Consider the following 16,521-nt stretch of genomic DNA (forward strand, 5'->3'; position numbering starts at 1 on the left):
ATGCAGCTTCACTACTGCATAATAAATAACCAGAATACAGCAGCCAAGACAAAGCGATAAATTGCGAAATGAGTCAGCCTTATTTTTTGGATTAGCTTCATAAAAGCAAGAACAACGAAGTAAGCAACAACGAACGAAACAATAAATCCAACCACGAACAGGCCAAGCACGTCTGATGTGAAATAGTGATAGGATTCCAGAAGTTCATACCCTGCCGCAGCACACATAATCGGAATGGCGATAAGAAAAGAAAAGTCTGCCGATGCTTTATAACTGACTCCGCTGAGCATTCCACCTGAGATGGTTGAACCCGAACGTGAAAAACCAGGCCAGAGCACAGAAATGATCTGATATAGACCGATTAATAGTGCTTGCTTATATGTTAAGTCATCGAGTTCGTGAGATGTAATTTTAGACTTTGCTCCATTGTACCACTCCGCAAATATCATAAATATACCACCTGCTACAAGAGCAAAAAGCACAGTCTGTGCACTGAACAAACCTTTTATAAAATCCTTAGCAAAAAAGGCAACCGTAAGCGCTGGAGCGATCCCTAAAAAAACGTGGATCAGATTGAGTCTATTTTCACTCTTACCTCGTTTGGACAAGGGCTCCGTATGACTCCAGCCGAGAAGGTTCATAATACGACGCCAATACACGATTGCAATGGCAAGGATCGCGCCAAGCTGAATAACAATCTCAAATGTCTTCATGATTGGTGTCTGATCGTTGTATCCCATGACCTTGGCAGTCAAAATCATATGCCCTGTTGACGATACCGGTATAAACTCCGTCAGACCTTCGACAATTCCCAGAATAATGGATGCGATAAAATCCATAACTATCCCCTTCCTATCTTAACTCTTAACTTTGTCCCTTCATATGTATGCTCGGACAATAGAAGTTAGTCGGGAGGATTCTTAATTAGGAAATCCAGCGTGGAAGAAAGCTTTCTGCTAGCGCTCCAGGTCTGGATAACTCATCTCTTAGCAAATCACGAATGAACTCGGGTAACATATATAGTACATCTCGACCTCTGGCCAAGGACTCATAACCAACTTTAAAAGTGAACATATCGAGTGTTCCGACCATGTATTCCCGATCCTTATCGATAGGTACACCTTGCACAGAAACCTGTTTGATCCCATGAGTTTTACTTCCTTCACTATGGACCAGCACTTCTAATCCATCCACAGCCAATACCCCAAGCACCTTGCCACGGAAACCAAAACCCATAATCTTCTTATCATAATACTCCGGGAGAAGACTCTCTTCCAATGCTTGAATTATATCAGCGCCGTTTAGTTTTACAAGGCACGGATTAATCGGTGATGGACAGAGGGAATGTATCATCCCCGTACTAATCTCTCCTGCAGGGAGTGAGCCTAATAATTGACCCGCATTTACGATAGAAATATCTGCGTGTGTGTGATGTCGAACTGCTTGAGCAAGCAAATTGGCAAAAGAGGATTCCTGATCATACTTAATCTCAAGCTTTCGATCTGTCACCGCTACTGTTTCCTTCAGATACTCTTCAGCTTGTTCCCTGTGAATGAGTATGGCCTTCTCTACATGGGGGTCCAGTTCTGAGTGCTCAACTGGAATGCACCCACCACTCTTTACTCTAAAATCCTCTTGCCCTTCTTGTCGCTCCATCACAACTTTCCCTACATAACCCCCAAATTTCCCTGCCCCACATACAGCAGTACCATTAATAAACAGAGGCTCTTCCAATAGATGATGTGTATGGCCCCCAAGAATAATGTCAATTCCGGATACTCGTTCTGCTAATAATTTATCCGCTACAATTCCCAGATGAGACATCACAATGACTACATCCACTTGATCTCTCAGTAAATGTACTTGTCCAGCGATAGAAGCTTCGGGATCTCTGGAATCCCACCCCAAAAGAGTGTAAAAACTATCAAAAGCTGCTGTTGCACCCGTAATTCCAATTTTAATCCCATTTTTCTCCAAAATGATATGCTCATTCATCCAGACCGGTGGTTTGCCTCGGTCCAATTCAAAAATATTGCAACATACCACTGGACATTGCAGGCCAGAATAAGCTGTCTCCAATTGCTTAAGTGGAACAGTCAATCCCTCATTATTACCAATCGTAATGGCATCGTACCCTGTCAAATTAATCACATCGACGTTTGCCTGTCCCATTGTTCCTTCCGTCTCCACGGCAGCTCTGTCCATATGATCACCTATATCAAGAACGAGTACAGCATCTCCAGCAGCTTTCCTTTCCCGGGAAATAACCGCTGCATTTGCACTCATCATCTCAAAATGGCTGTGAATATCATTCGTGTGCAGTATCGTCAACTTATCAGTATTCATCTGATTCATTGCGGCCCCTCCCGTGTGATTGTCGTTTTTTCCGGTCCTACAAGCATAACATTTTAACCAGGAATATGGTATATTGTAGCCCATAAGAATTCGAGGTGAACCTATATGGAAAATTGTATTAAAGTGTTACTTTTTGCAGGCTTAGCAGACCGCGTCGGTACATCCACACTAAGTATAACTGTAAATCAATTCCCAATTACTGTCCAAGAACTTAAAAATAGGATTCGCGATGCTTATCCGCAAGCTTCAACGCTTATCGATATATCATTTACTGCTGTAAACCAAGAGTACGCGACTGAGGATCATCTTATTACAGGTGAAGATGAAGTCGCTCTGATCCCTCCGGTTTCTGGAGGCGACGGTTTATCGCACGAGGCAGAGATGAAACATACTACGGGCACAACACCGGATGGAATGTGTGTGATCACGTCTGAACCTTTATTACCTGAGGAAACACTTCAGAAAGTTCTTCATCCTAACCATGGTGCATCTTTGAATTTTGTCGGAACAACAAGAGAAATGACCGGCGACCTTCGCACTGTTTCATTAGAGTATGAGGCTTACATCCCTATGGCACTTCATGAATTACAGAAAATTCGTGACAGAATAAAAGACCAATGGCCCGGTACAACTTGCGCAATTTCACACCGAATTGGTTCCGTCTCTATCGGCGAAATCAGTGTTGTGATTGCAATTTCTTCACCCCACCGCGATATATGTTACGAAGCAAGCCGTTACGCTATCGAGGAATTAAAGCGAACCGTACCTATTTGGAAGAAAGAAATCTGGGAAGATGGATCTGAGTGGAAAGGTCCTCAAAGCGGGTCTTGGGACCCATTAGCTAAATAGTTCGTAGTTAATAAGTCGTTGAAAATCCAGAATTTTCTTGCTAAGATAGATTTATGATTTGAATCTGTCAACTCAATTACAGGTAAGAGGTGCAACGATTTGAGAGTATATGTCACAGACCTGATACCCGGAGATCAAACGCAGCGAGAAATTTTTAACAGCAACGGTGTCCATGTCTTACAAAAAGGAACGATTTTACGCCTCGAAGAAATCTCTAAGCTCCTTCAGCACAGCATCGACTATATCGATATTGAACCTCGTGATATCCTCTTGTCTGTCGACCCTTCTTCAGAAACACCGGAATCGCTGAGTAAAGTTAAGCCTCATTTCGATCAAGCGATTGATGGCATCGCCTCTGTTTTTACGGAAGCTATAAAGACTGGGAAATTCAACGAAGAGGTCGTTCATGACTCATTCCAGCCCGTTGTTGGTTCTTTAATGGAGCAAAAGGATGTCGTCTCTCTGCTTCTGCTCTTTAATGGAAAAGACGATTATACATACAAACACTCAATGCAGGTCGGTATGCTCTCTTACTATCTTGCCACATGGATGGGGTACGGCTCTAAAGAATCCTACGAAATTGGTAAAGCTGGATATCTTCACGATATCGGAAAGAGCCGAATTCCTGAAGAGATCATCAATAAGCCTGACAAACTTACAACGGAGGAATTCGAGGTCATTAAACGCCATACCTCCTATGGTTATGAGATCATTCGAGAATCCATTGACGATGAACAGACCGCTCTTGTAGCACTCCAGCACCACGAACGAGATGACGCAAGCGGATACCCACATCGACTTCCAGAAGAAAAGATTCATCCCTATGCTCATATTGCAGCTGTAGCCGATGTATACAGCGCTATGACAACCAACAGAGCCTATCAGTCCAAACAACAGCTACTTCATGTACTAAGGGAGCTTTATAGTCTCAGCTTCGGTAAATTAAACGCTAAACCTACTCATGCTTTTATTCAACATATGTTGCCCAATTTTATCGGCAAAAAAGTGGTCCTTACCTCAGGTGAATCAGGAACAATCGTCATGAATAATCATTCAGACTTCTTCCGTCCACTGGTTCAGACACCTCTTGGATTTATAGACCTTTCTAAAGAACGGGAATCTGCTATTCAGGAAATACTGATATAGTTCTCTCCAGATAAAGAAGCCTCTCGAAGTGGTATATATACTACTTCGGGAGGCTTTCCTAATGACTACAGCTATCTGATAATTAGAAAGTAATCAGCCATCGTACAGAATAAAATCACCATACTAATCACCTGATTTAAATTATAAGAAGCTACATTCATTCGTTTTCGGCTTGAAGGTTTGATAATATTATGCTCGACTGCCAGCAAAAGCGTAGCTGTGACAATACCAACTAAGTATAACCAGCTCAGGTCTTGTAAAATGTAAAGCGAGAATAGCAACAGGACCATAATGATGTGTAAGCTTCTTGAAATGAAGAGCGCACCATCTAGGCCGAACGCTTGGGGTACACTCCAAAGACCTGTTTTACGGTCAAAATCAATATCTTGAGTAGCATAAATAATATCGAAGCCACCAATCCATAACATTACGATGGTACCGAGAACAAATGGAGTAAAAGCAAACTCACCTGTAACAGCAAACCATGCGCCAATCGGTGCTGATGCGATCGTGAACCCGAGATACAAATGACAGAGCCAAGTAAAACGTTTTGTATAGGAATAAGAACAGATCAACACAATCGCTACCGGTGACAACACCAAGCAAAGTGTATTCAGCATTCCTGCTGCGAATATGAAGATTGCAAAGTTGACGACCACAAAAGTGGTCACTTCACGTTCATGCAGCAATTTTTGCGGAAGATGACGATGTGCAGTTCGCGGATTGGCTGCATCGAATTTTCGATCAACCAGACGGTTAAACGCATTGGCCCCGTTACGTGCGGCAACTAGCGCGATAAGTGACCATAGAACAACATGCCCGGAAGGTACCCCTCCTGCTGCCCATATCATCGAGATGAGTGCAAAGGGGAGAGAGAACAAGGTATGCGAGAACATAACCAGTTCCCCGAACATACGAGTCTTGTTAGCAACCTTTCTTATCACTTCCATGGCATATCAACACCCCTCTGATTCTACAGCTGTTAGCACTTCATCCAAGACTTTTAGCATGGCATCCACATCCTTTGAAGGCATAATAATAGGTGGTTGGAAAGCCAGTACATTGCGTCCTGTTCCATTCTTACCAATGATGTATCCACGATCCTTCATTCGTTCAAGCACTTTATCTGTCAGAGCAGCACTTGCTTCTGCATCTTGCCCTCTCAGCTCTGCTCCACACATGAATCCCTTACCACGTACATCTGCAATAAGTGAATGCTTCTTCTGCAAAAGACAAAGACCTGCCAGAAGTCGTCCTCCTACCAATTCCGCTCGCTCAACCAAACCGTTGTTCTCGATGTAATCCAGTACAGCCAGTGCTGTTACCGCTGAAACGGGGTTCCCACCGAAGGTAGAAGCTGAGGGACGATTGAAGCTTGCAGCAATTTCATCGGTTGTCGCAAAAGCGCCGATCGGTACTCCATTCCCAAGCGCTTTGGCCATCGACATAATATCCGGCACAACACCATAGTGCTCCATCGCGAACATCTTGCCCGTACGACCGAATCCAGTCTGAATTTCATCCGCGATAAGTAGTACACCGTATTTTTCAAGAAGCTTCTTCACTTCACGGAAATAGAAGTCCGGAGGGGTAATCATCCCTCCATTGCCCTGAATAGGTTCAACGATCATTGCTGCAATCGTATCCCCCTTCTCAGCAAGGACCTGACGTAGCGACTCAATAGAACGGCGTGCAGCAGTCTCGTCATCCAATTCTGGATCATACGGGCGCGGGATAAACGTCACTCCAGAATCAAGATAATCATCGGAACGCCACATCGGAATCCCCGTTACTCCCATCGTCAGGTAAGTACGACCGTGCAATCCGTATTCAAGTGCGATAAAATCACGGCGCTTTGTATGCAACCGTGCGAGCTGCATCGCACCTTCGTTCGCCTCTGATCCGCTATTACAGAAGAAAGTACGTTTCAAGTTGCCGGGAAGCACTCCGCTAGCTAATTTTTCAGCAAGATCCACCATAGGCTGCGTTAAATAGATGGTTGTCGTATGCTGTAGCGTCTGGAGCTGCTCAATGGTCTTTGCCGTAATCTGTTCATTACAGTGACCGCAAGCCACAACAGATACGCCTGCGAAAAAGTCTACATATTCACGTCCTTGTTCATCATACAGATACTGCATCTTTCCCCGTACAATCTGAGGCGGATTGCTATAGAAGTGATGGGTACACGGAAAAAAGTACTGTTTACGCTTTTCTAACACGCCTTCTGGACCGATATGTGATGTATGTTGACCTTGGTCTTGATTCAGGTTGCTCATATTTATCCACCTCTCGTGTAAACTCTTGTGTAGAAGAAAGTTCTCCTGCAAGAAGCGGCAGACAGGTTGTCTGCCGCTCTCACCTGAGTGCTGCAATGCGCGCTCTATTTTAAACTTCAACAAGATCCAGCTTTAGCGCTTGGCCAAACTGTAATGATCCAAGTGTGTATCCTGCATAGATCGGATCCATTTGTTCAAATAGCTTGTCGCATTGGTCCAAGTGTTGCAACGCTTGTTTATAGACCTTAACAATATTACCAAGCTGCTCAGGAGTATACGTTTTGCCTTCGATACGGAAATGGTTTACCCCGGCTTCATGTAATTCCTTTAGCATTGGCAAGTAACATAACTCTTTCGAGAGTGCTAAGTGATTACGTCCGCTCCAATCACGATAGACCGGGTTCTCACCTTTGTCTGTCATCAATACAAGGTACTGATTATCAACATACTTATTATCTTCTTCTCCAATGGATTCAATAACTTGTGTATTCTCATAGAGATCAAGCTCAAGATACATCACAATCGGCGAACCGTGAACAATAACTTCAACCGGCACATGTGTATTGTCTAGCAGCTTCGTCAAATCATTAAGAGGAAGTTCAAGGGAAGCGTGAACACGTTCCATGTTAAACCGTTCATGATAAAGTGAAGCTGACATGTGATTAAACACGTTCAAGTTAAAGTCTGCGATCATAGGTAGTGGTATATCACGGAACTTATGCATGGCACCAATATTCGTTACCAACAAACCGTCCAATCCGTAAAATGCGTGGTTAGCACCAGCACGGATGAATTGGTTGTACTGCTCCATATGCAATTCTGTCATCATTCTTGGCATACCGAGTACAACTTTGGTTGTTCCTTTTTCAGCAGTAAGTGCCTCGATTTCTTGCCGGGTAAACGGACGATCCGGTTGAAACACATCGCCTGTCAGATAGATTATATCCGCACCAGCTGTCATTGCTGCGCGAGCTTGATCTACATTGTTCACATGCACACTTAATTGCGGTGTTGTTGTAGAAGCCACTTCACGCTTCACACTACCAAGTGTGTCTCTCACCTGCTTGACTCGCTCAGGCTTAAGCTCACGCTCTGCTGTCGGTGTACTGAAAACCTTCCCCGTACTGTAGAACTTACCTGTGCCTTCGTAACGCCGATTAATGTAATCCAATCCCGGTTTGCCAAATGCATAACCTGTCGAGAAGTCTCGTTTGCGGTTCTCATATAATGTGTCCGCATCCTCTTTACGATTAAATCCAATCGGGTCTTCGATATAACGGTCAATAGCATGTCCGTAGGTATTCACAAGTGTCCGCAGGAACTCCTCATCACGCATCCGCCCTTCGATCTTAAACGAAGTAATGCCGGATTTAATAAGCTCTGGAATATGCTCATACATGTACATATCTTTCGCTGCTAATGGATATTCTGTTGGGTAGATGTGGCCGTCCTTCTTCACCCGATAATCCCAGCGACAAGGCTTCATGCAGCGTCCGCGATTGGCACTATTCCCAAACAGCATGGAACTAATCAAGCAGTTCGCACCGTGTACCGTACACATGTCACCATGAACAAAATATTCAAACTCCATCCCCGTCTTTGATTGCAATAATTCAGCAGTATGCAGATCCATCTCACGCGAAGCTACAACACGCGTAACGCCCATTTCCTTCAAAGCCTCAATCATTTCAAGGTTATGAACATTCATCATGACAGAAGAATGCACAGGAATGTTCGTTAGATTCAAATTCTGAATAAGTGGAAATACTGCTAAATCTTGAGCAATAATCGCATCGGGACAAGCTTCATTCAAGAAATTGAAGTAACGCTTGGCTTCCTCAAGGTCCTCTTCGTTCAACAGATTATTCACCGTAACATATGCACGCTTACCCCGATCATGCGCCATCTTGATTGCTTCACGAACTTCCTCATAACTCAGATTGTATCCTTTACGCATCATTCGCATATTGAGGGATGGTCCCCCAAAATAAACGGCATCACAATTCATATCAATAACAGATTTAAAAATTTCAAATGTACCGGCAGGAGCCAACAGTTCTACTTCTTTTCCATTAAAATATCTGGCCACAGTCGTTCCTCCTTAACCTCTCAATAAATATCTTTAAATTTTAAGTATCCTCATTATAACACCGAATAAATTGATTGTGACACAATTCACAAATTGTTAAATGTAAAGCGATTTCAGTACCTTTTATCCACTCTAAACCGTCTTAAAACCTGCGTTTCTATGACGAAAATCACAGGGTTTAATCGAATTCATACATTCGGATTTAATTTCGATTTCATATCATGAGCTACACAAAATTAGGATTTATTCAAAAAAAAGAAGGCGAACTTGATTGTTTTCGTCTATTTTAGACGTATATATAGAAGAAAAATTCTGATAAATCGTAGGTTTATCCGCATTTCCGTATATATGATATTCGTGTTTTATTCTACAGAAACGGACAAAAAACGGACAAGCGTATTACTAGTGCGTTTATACAATAAGGAAGTGTAGATAAGGGAGTATTGATAAATTATTATCTCTTTTTAGCTTTCCAATAAAATGCAAGTATTAGAGTAATAAAGAAGACACAGCCCAAAACAAGCTCTATCAAACTAAATTCTTTATTAATTAAATATCTGAATAGAAAAAGTCCCCCACATAGTACAACCCCAATAATACAGACATGCAACAAATTATCAATCTTTCTCATATCGCTACACCTCTATATAAATATATTCGCAATGCTAATATTTTTAAATATATTTATATAAATCTGTTAATTAATGGTTTAACATTTACAATATTGTTTAATATTACAATTAAACCAAGTATATAATAATATGTTTAATTTTGAAATAATAGGAGGAATGTTCATTCATGTACTTAAAAAAAACGAAGTTAGGAATCAAGATTAGTTTAATTGTAGCTTTTTTACTCTGTGTTCTTTTTCCAGTCAATTCGTATGCTTATACTATTTATAAAGGAAAATGGTTTGATGGTAATAATCTTGAGGCTTGGCTTGATTCATCGGTCAGTCAAGCTGGATTTGATTCACATTCAAAACATGGTTCATTGGCATGGAATAACTCAAGTCACATTCAAGTCTCGATGGTTAGCAAATCGTCTGATGCTGACATAAAATGGTTTGCAAGCTTCACCGATCTTGGAGAGATGTATGCAGGCTGTCTCAATTACTCAGGGGGCACCCCTGATTGGACTGGATTATATTCTGATTCTAGGATTCGCTGGAACCAGCCTAGGGCGAAAAATTTGGACGCTAATAGGCTTAAAGAAACTGCTACTCATGAAGTAGGGCATTCCCTTGGGCTAGATCATTCTAAAGTGACTGATGCCATAATGAAACCCAAAGGATGGATCTATGGAACTTATCCAATTAAGGATGATTGGGATGGCATAAATTATATTTATACCAATCTATAATATTTTAGAAATCAAAAAAATATTGGAGGGTTATAATGAATACCAAAAAAACACAAATAAGTATATTGGTTTTAATTTCGATATTACTATTTACGGGTTGCACTAGTAGTAAATCCTCTAACGTACCCATAAATGATGCACCAAAATATATCATTGCCGATGCTAAAGTCATCTCGTATGAAGATTTTGATGAAATTGATTCATCCGCTGAACTAATTATCAAGGGGAAAAAGACAAGTGAAAAAGAGGTGATTACCCAAAAAGATGAAGAAGGTTATCCTACTGATAACAGAACAATATCAGTAATCAAAATTGAGGAAGTTTTAAAGGATACTAACCAATACAACCTTAACAATGGAGACGATATAATCGTTCAGGAAAACGCAGCTTTGGATAACAATGTAGTTTATAGCACTGCTGGTTACCAGCTAATGAATAAGGATGAAGAATACCTATTGTTTTTATCGCCAAATCTAACACAACCTAAAGTGTTTAATATTAAAGGTGTATATCATGGTAAAATTCCTATTCCTTCAAACGAAAAGTCTCTCTTAAATGAAGACATTGATAACATAGAGTATAAAGGAGATCAAGATGAATTACTGAAACTTAAAAACATCTTTAGTGAAGCATTAGAAAAATACAATAAATAATAGAACCTCTATAACAGCCAGAGATTAGGTGTGGCCTCAGGGTGTTGTACTCTTCTACATGATTACGAAGATAAATATGAACAATAATAATAAAAATGACATCACATGTACAGAGCACCTTAAAACTTCAAAGGACCCCACCAGTAAATAAGCATATACCGGTGGGGTTTTTGATATTCTTTAGCGCTTGGGATTTCAATTTTTACTTTGATTTCGATGTAGTACTACGATCATTTCCTCTCTAGTAATCGGGGTGCCTGGTCGCGTTCCATCAATAAGTCCTTTTTTAGTCGCCTCATCCCATGACACATGGTTTCAGACATACCCATGCTGTATTGCTGCTTGAATCGGGGGCAAGTTTAGTGTTTGTATCCAAAAGACTTGGCCACAAAACAATCAAAACTACTGCTGATACGTACCTTGATATAACCCAAAAAATTGAAGAAGACGAACTTCAAAAGTTCGCCTCCTACACTAAAAGAAATATTTGAATCGGCACGAAATCGGCCCAACGACTTCTATCTTTATATTAATAACCGATCGCCCCTGTTACAGCAAGGGTTTTCGGATATTAACCTATACTACCTTCCATCTCGAACTTGATGAGACGATTCATCTCAACCGCATACTCCATCGGTAGTTCTTTCGTGAACGGCTCGATAAAGCCCATAACGATCATTTGTGTCGCTTCCGCTTCACTTAGTCCACGGCTCATGAGATAGAACAGCTGCTCCTCAGAAACCTTGGATACCTTCGCTTCATGCTCAAGCGTCACATTATCGTTCTTAATCTCGTTATAAGGAATTGTATCGGATGTGGACTCATTATCCAAAATAAGCGTATCACACTCGATGTTCGCTTTAGCGCCTTCGGCGTTACGACCGAAGGAAGCAAGTCCACGGTATGTTACTTTACCACCGTGCTTACTAATGGATTTCGACACGATTGTAGATGTCGTATCCGGAGCCAAGTGAATCATCTTAGCGCCTGCATCCTGGTGCTGACCTTTACCTGCTACAGCAATGGAAAGTACCATACCTTTCGCCCCACGGCCCTTAAGAATAACGGCAGGGTATTTCATGGTCAGCTTAGAGCCAATGTTACCATCAACCCATTCCATGGTCGCGTTCTCTTCTGCAACAGCACGTTTTGTAACCAGGTTATAAATGTTCGGAGCCCAGTTTTGAATCGTTGTGTAACGAACACGTGCATTCTTCTTACAGATGATCTCAACAACCGCACTATGCAGGGAGTTTGTGCTATAGATCGGAGCTGTACATCCTTCTACATAGTGAACGAAGCTGTCTTCGTCAGCAATGATCAGTGTACGTTCGAATTGTCCCATGTTCTCCGAGTTAATCCGGAAGTAAGCTTGCAGTGGAATTTCACACTTCACGCCTTTTGGAACATAGATGAAGCTTCCGCCTGACCATACCGCACTGTTCAATGCCGCAAATTTATTATCCGTAGTCGGAACAACTGTCGAGAAATACTCCTTGAAGATTTCAGGGTGCTCTCTCAGTGCTGTATCCGTATCTGTAAAGATAACACCTTGATCTTCAAGCTCTTTCTGCATGTTGTGGTATACAACCTCAGATTCGTACTGAGCCGATACACCTGCAAGGAACTTTTGTTCAGCTTCAGGAATACCTAGTTTATCAAATGTTTCCTTAATCTCAGAAGGAACCTCTTCCCATGTCTTACCTTGTCTCTCAGAAGGTCTTACATAGTACTGGATATCGTTGAAATCGAGCTCATCTAGATTTCCGCCCCATTGTGGCATATCCATCTTCTCGAATTGCTCAAGTGCCTTCAAACGGAAATCAAGCATCCACTGTGGTTCGTTTTTGATTTTAGAAATCTCCATAACGACTTCACGCGTCAGACCTTTACCTGTCTGAAAAATAGCTTTATGTTCATCACGGAAACCATATTTATACTCTTCTATTTCAGGAGCTTTTTTAGCCATTAATCTTACCTCCCTATCGTTCTCAGTGTTTCTCTTCTGTACCGTCAATTCCTTTTCGCAGTGCATTCCAAGCTAGGGTTGCACATTTAATGCGTGCAGGGAACTTATTCACACCAGACAGGGCCTCAAGATCCTCATAGTCTTCAAACTCTACTGCTTCCCCTTTCATCAGGGAGGAGAATTTAGAAGCCATCTCAAGCGCTTCATCAAGCGTCTTACCTTTAACTGCATCTGTCATCATTGAAGCGGAAGACATGCTGATCGAACATCCTTCGCCCATATACTTGGCATCTTTCACAACATCGTCTTCAACCTTCAATTGTAATGAAATTCGGTCTCCGCATGTCGGATTGTTCAAATCAATTGTAACGACGTCGTCTTCGAATTTCCCGCGGTTACGAGGGTTTTTATAATGATCCATAATGACACGTCTATATAAATCGTCAAGTTGCATCGCCAAAATACTCCTTTGTCTGGATTAAGGCGCTGACAAGCTGGTCAACTTCTTCTTCTGTATTATACAGATAAAAACTTGCACGTGCTGTAGATGATACTTTAAGCCATCGCATTAAAGGTTGACAGCAGTGGTGACCCGCACGAATCGCAATCCCCTGTGCATCCAGTACGGTAGCAACATCATGGGGATGTACATCACCTAGATTAAACGTAACCAGTCCAACTTCCCGCTCACGCGGACCATATAGGCTGATCCCTTCAATCTCACTAAGTCGATTCATAGCATACTTCGCCAGACGACTTTCATGCTGTGCAATTTCATCCATTCCGATTTCTTCTAGAAAATCGATAGCTGCCCCAAGTCCAACAGCTCCGCTAATGATCGGGGTTCCGCCTTCAAACTTCCAAGGGAGTTCCTTCCAGTTTGATTCATACAGACCCACATCATTGATCATTTCGCCACCGAATTCGATCGGATCCATCTCTTCAAGCAGCGCCTTCTTGCCATATAGAGCTCCGATACCTGTTGGTGCGCACATTTTATGTCCGGATAGAGCATAGAAATCACAGTCCAGATCCTGAACATCCACTTTCATATGCGGCGTACTTTGGGCTCCATCAACAACGATCACCGCTCCATGACGATGGGCAATCTCTGCAATTTCCTTCACGGGGTGAACAACACCCATTACATTAGATACATATGCAATAGCTACGACCTTCGTACGATCTGTGACGGTCTTCTCCACATCTTCCAGTGCAATCGAACCATCAGGCTGAATCGGTATATATTTCAGCGTGGCACCGACAGCAAGAGCTGCCTGTTGCCACGGAATGAGATTACTATGATGCTCCATCTCCGTCAGAACGATTTCATCACCTGGTCCGCAGACAGAACGTGCATACGACGATGCTACCAGATTGAGCGCTGTCGTCGTTCCGCGGGTAAAAATAATTTCCTCCGTGCGCTTCGCGTTGATGAAGCGTGCCACTTTCTCACGGGCACCCTCGTACGCATCTGTAGCGCGACTACCAAGGGTGTGAACGCCACGGTGTACGTTAGCATTCTCCCACTCGTAATAGTGCTTCACGGCATCAATAACAGCACGCGGCTTCTGAGAAGTCGCGGCGCTATCTAAATATACCAGCGGATGTCCGTTTATTTCCTGCTGTAAGATGGGAAACTGTTCGCGGACGTTAGCATTCATTGTCCCAGCTTCCTTTCAACAAGTCCTTGAAGTTGGTCGCGAAGACCTTCCAAAGGAATTTCGCTTACTACCGGTGCCAAGAATCCATAGATAATTAAAGATTCTGCAGCTTCACGTGAAATACCACGCGACATCAAGTAGTAAATCTGCTCCTGATTTACTTGACCAACCGATGCTGCGTGACCCGCAGTAACATCATCTTCATCGATTAGCAGGATTGGGTTCGCATCTCCACGCGCTTTCGGACTGAGCATCAATACACGCTCTGTCTGTTGTCCGTCAGATCTCGTAGCACCCTTCTCGATCTTGGTAATTCCGTTAATGATCGCTTGAGCTTCTTCACGCATAACAGCACGAGTAATCATCTGACTTGCAGAGTTTTTACCGAAATGACGCGCTTGTGTTGTGTAGTTGATCTTCTGAGAGCCAGAACCAACAGCGATTACTTTCGCATCTGATATGGATCCATTCCCTTGCAACACACTCATCGTATCACTTGCTGTATCACCATCATTCATTTCGCCTACAATCCATTCGATAGATCCATCATTCTCAACAATAGCACGGCGATAAGTGATATCTGTAGCTTCGGTAGTCATCTGGTGAACAGAAGCAAAGCGAACTTTAGCTCCATTCTTAACAAAGACTTCAACAGCGCCATTATGTGTAACATGTCCCGACAATTCATGAGAAACATAGTTATCTACATAAGTGACACGACTGTTCTCATCCGCAACGATAAGTACGTGTGGTGCAAAAAGAGCTTCTGCATCATCACTCAACAACACAGCTTGCAGCGGCAATTCTACTTCTACGTTCTTCGGAACATATAAGAAGACTCCGCCGTTCCATGTTGCTGTATGCAGTGCTGCAAGCGAATGCGTATCGCTCTTCACTGCTTGGTGCAAGTAAGGCTTCACGAGAGCTTCATGTTCTCTTACTGCAGTCTCCAGATCTGTGAAGATTATGCCCTGTGCTGCAAGTTCTGCAGATAGACTAGCATATACTTTGCTGGAGTTGCGCTGAATGATCAGTCCGCCTTCTCTAGAACCTTCTACAAGTTTAGCAACTTCCTCAGGAAGATCGTCCAAAGACGACAGTTGATCATTTTTCTTATATTCTCCGAATGCTTGGATATTCCAGCGGTCAATACGCTGTTTCTCAAGCTTAGGCAGTTCCAACTGGCCGGCCAATTCGAGAGCAGCAAGGCGGCTTTCCGTTACCCAAGCAGGTTCTTGCTTGCTTGCGGACAATGCCTTCAAAGTCTCAGCGTTGACCGGAAGAATGGTTTGTGTAGTCATTTCTTCTCCTCCTCCGCTCTATTTACGCTTCTTGACCTACAGTTTCATCGGTAATGCCGAGCTCTTCCTTAATCCAATCATAGCCTTCTGCTTCCAAACGCTGTGCAAGTTCTGGACCGCCGGATTTAACGATGCGACCTTGCATCATGACGTGTACAAAATCTGGAGTGATATAGTTAAGCAAACGTTGATAGTGGGTAATAATCAAGAAACCACGATCTTCTGCTTTCATTGCATTTACACCTTCAGCAACGATTCTAAGTGCATCGATATCAAGACCGGAGTCAATTTCATCCAAGATAACGAGTTTTGGCTCGAGCAACAGCATTTGAAGAATTTCGTTACGTTTCTTCTCACCGCCGGAGAAGCCTTCATTCAGGTAACGATGAGCAAACTCAGGATTCATCTCTAGATCTTTCATTTTACCTTCCATTTGACGGATGAATTTAATGAGAGAAATCTCATTACCTTCGCCGCGGCGTGCATTCATTGCACTGCGAAGGAAATCAGAATTTGTCACACCTGCGATTTCACTTGGGTATTGCATTGCAAGAAACAAGCCTGCCAATGCGCGCTCGTCAACTTCCATTTCTAGCAGATCTTCACCGTTCAAAGTTGCGCTACCTTCGGTTACTTCATATTTCGGATGACCCATCAAAGCCGAAGCGAGAGTACTTTTACCTGTTCCGTTCGGTCCCATAATGGCATGGACTTCTCCGCCATTCATCTCCAGGTTAATACCCTTAAGTATTTCCTTGCCTTCGATTTGTGCTTTTAAACCTTCAATGACAAACTTCGTTGACATGTAATATTCCCTCCGTCGAAAAAAGTATAGTGGTGTAATGATATATCTGATA

General features: G+C 42.6%; 15 protein-coding genes. 5 read left to right on the forward strand and 10 right to left on the reverse strand.

Annotated elements, in window-relative coordinates:
• Nucleotides 1-11: 11 nt before the first annotated feature.
• Together ACK8P5_RS19185 and ACK8P5_RS19190 are read right to left on the reverse strand one after the other, a co-directional pair.
• Entirely contained in the window at nucleotides 12-839 is an 828-nt protein-coding gene (locus ACK8P5_RS19185) for an undecaprenyl-diphosphate phosphatase (RefSeq protein ID WP_422657851.1), read from the reverse strand.
• Nucleotides 840-924: 85 nt separating this feature from the next.
• Nucleotides 925-2,355, reverse strand: coding sequence for a bifunctional metallophosphatase/5'-nucleotidase (locus ACK8P5_RS19190; protein WP_422657852.1), 1,431 nt, complete (start codon nucleotides 2,353-2,355; stop codon nucleotides 925-927).
• A gap of 105 nt (nucleotides 2,356-2,460) precedes the next feature.
• On the opposite strand from ACK8P5_RS19190, the gene ACK8P5_RS19195 reads away from it, so the two are divergent.
• Complete coding sequence (locus ACK8P5_RS19195; RefSeq protein WP_422657853.1) at nucleotides 2,461-3,204, forward strand: molybdenum cofactor biosynthesis protein; 744 nt, start codon at nucleotides 2,461-2,463, stop codon at nucleotides 3,202-3,204.
• A 99-nt stretch (nucleotides 3,205-3,303) separates the two neighbouring features.
• Nucleotides 3,304-4,350: an HD-GYP domain-containing protein gene (locus ACK8P5_RS19200; protein WP_422657854.1), complete on the forward strand. Its 1,047-nt coding sequence runs from the start codon at nucleotides 3,304-3,306 to the stop codon at nucleotides 4,348-4,350.
• Nucleotides 4,351-4,421: 71 nt separating this feature from the next.
• On the opposite strand, the gene ACK8P5_RS19205 is transcribed toward ACK8P5_RS19200, so the two are convergent.
• The 3 genes from ACK8P5_RS19205 to ACK8P5_RS19215 all read right to left on the reverse strand — a co-directional run bounded on the left by ACK8P5_RS19205 (nucleotide 4,422) and on the right by ACK8P5_RS19215 (nucleotide 8,715).
• On the reverse strand, nucleotides 4,422-5,300 hold the full coding sequence (locus tag ACK8P5_RS19205) for a UbiA-like polyprenyltransferase (protein WP_422657855.1): 879 nt from the start codon (nucleotides 5,298-5,300) through the stop codon (nucleotides 4,422-4,424).
• 6 nt (nucleotides 5,301-5,306) lie between these two features.
• The gene (locus ACK8P5_RS19210) at nucleotides 5,307-6,626 is read right to left on the reverse strand and encodes an aspartate aminotransferase family protein (RefSeq protein WP_422657856.1); all 1,320 of its coding nucleotides are present in this window, start codon (nucleotides 6,624-6,626) and stop codon (nucleotides 5,307-5,309) included.
• Between the two features lie 109 nt (nucleotides 6,627-6,735).
• The gene (locus tag ACK8P5_RS19215; protein ID WP_422657857.1) at nucleotides 6,736-8,715 is read right to left on the reverse strand and encodes a peptidase U32 family protein; all 1,980 of its coding nucleotides are present in this window, start codon (nucleotides 8,713-8,715) and stop codon (nucleotides 6,736-6,738) included.
• A gap of 798 nt (nucleotides 8,716-9,513) precedes the next feature.
• Here ACK8P5_RS19215 and ACK8P5_RS19220 point away from each other — a divergent pair.
• The 3 genes from ACK8P5_RS19220 to ACK8P5_RS19230 all read left to right on the forward strand — a co-directional run bounded on the left by ACK8P5_RS19220 (nucleotide 9,514) and on the right by ACK8P5_RS19230 (nucleotide 11,221).
• Nucleotides 9,514-10,077, forward strand: coding sequence for a matrixin family metalloprotease (locus tag ACK8P5_RS19220; protein WP_422657858.1), 564 nt, complete (start codon nucleotides 9,514-9,516; stop codon nucleotides 10,075-10,077).
• Nucleotides 10,078-10,112: 35 nt separating this feature from the next.
• Nucleotides 10,113-10,730 (forward strand): hypothetical protein, encoded by a 618-nt coding sequence (locus ACK8P5_RS19225; RefSeq protein ID WP_422657859.1) that lies wholly within the window; start codon nucleotides 10,113-10,115, stop codon nucleotides 10,728-10,730.
• 302 nt (nucleotides 10,731-11,032) lie between these two features.
• Nucleotides 11,033-11,221 carry a tyrosine-type recombinase/integrase gene (locus ACK8P5_RS19230; protein WP_422657860.1) on the forward strand — a complete coding sequence of 63 codons (189 nt, stop codon included), beginning with the start codon at nucleotides 11,033-11,035 and terminating at the stop codon, nucleotides 11,219-11,221.
• An 80-nt stretch (nucleotides 11,222-11,301) separates the two neighbouring features.
• On the opposite strand, the gene sufB is transcribed toward ACK8P5_RS19230, so the two are convergent.
• From sufB to sufC, 5 genes are read right to left on the reverse strand one after another with little or no spacing between them, the layout of a single operon-like run.
• Nucleotides 11,302-12,699, reverse strand: a complete 1,398-nt coding sequence (gene sufB, locus ACK8P5_RS19235) for a Fe-S cluster assembly protein SufB (RefSeq protein WP_422657861.1) — start codon at nucleotides 12,697-12,699, stop codon at nucleotides 11,302-11,304.
• A gap of 22 nt (nucleotides 12,700-12,721) precedes the next feature.
• Nucleotides 12,722-13,153 carry a Fe-S cluster assembly sulfur transfer protein SufU gene (gene sufU / locus ACK8P5_RS19240; protein WP_422657862.1) on the reverse strand — a complete coding sequence of 144 codons (432 nt, stop codon included), beginning with the start codon at nucleotides 13,151-13,153 and terminating at the stop codon, nucleotides 12,722-12,724.
• Nucleotides 13,143-14,363 (reverse strand): cysteine desulfurase, encoded by a 1,221-nt coding sequence (locus ACK8P5_RS19245; protein ID WP_422657863.1) that lies wholly within the window; start codon nucleotides 14,361-14,363, stop codon nucleotides 13,143-13,145. The genes sufU and ACK8P5_RS19245 overlap by 11 nt, the downstream gene beginning before the upstream one ends.
• Nucleotides 14,360-15,664, reverse strand: coding sequence for a Fe-S cluster assembly protein SufD (sufD, locus tag ACK8P5_RS19250; protein WP_422657864.1), 1,305 nt, complete (start codon nucleotides 15,662-15,664; stop codon nucleotides 14,360-14,362). The genes ACK8P5_RS19245 and sufD overlap by 4 nt, the downstream gene beginning before the upstream one ends.
• 22 nt (nucleotides 15,665-15,686) lie before the next feature.
• Nucleotides 15,687-16,469: a Fe-S cluster assembly ATPase SufC gene (gene sufC / locus ACK8P5_RS19255; protein ID WP_422657865.1), complete on the reverse strand. Its 783-nt coding sequence runs from the start codon at nucleotides 16,467-16,469 to the stop codon at nucleotides 15,687-15,689.
• Nucleotides 16,470-16,521: the final 52 nt, after the last annotated feature.

The sequence above is a fragment of the Paenibacillus sp. EC2-1 genome, from assembly GCF_049311625.1.
Lineage (GTDB): Bacteria > Bacillota > Bacilli > Paenibacillales > Paenibacillaceae > Paenibacillus_AQ.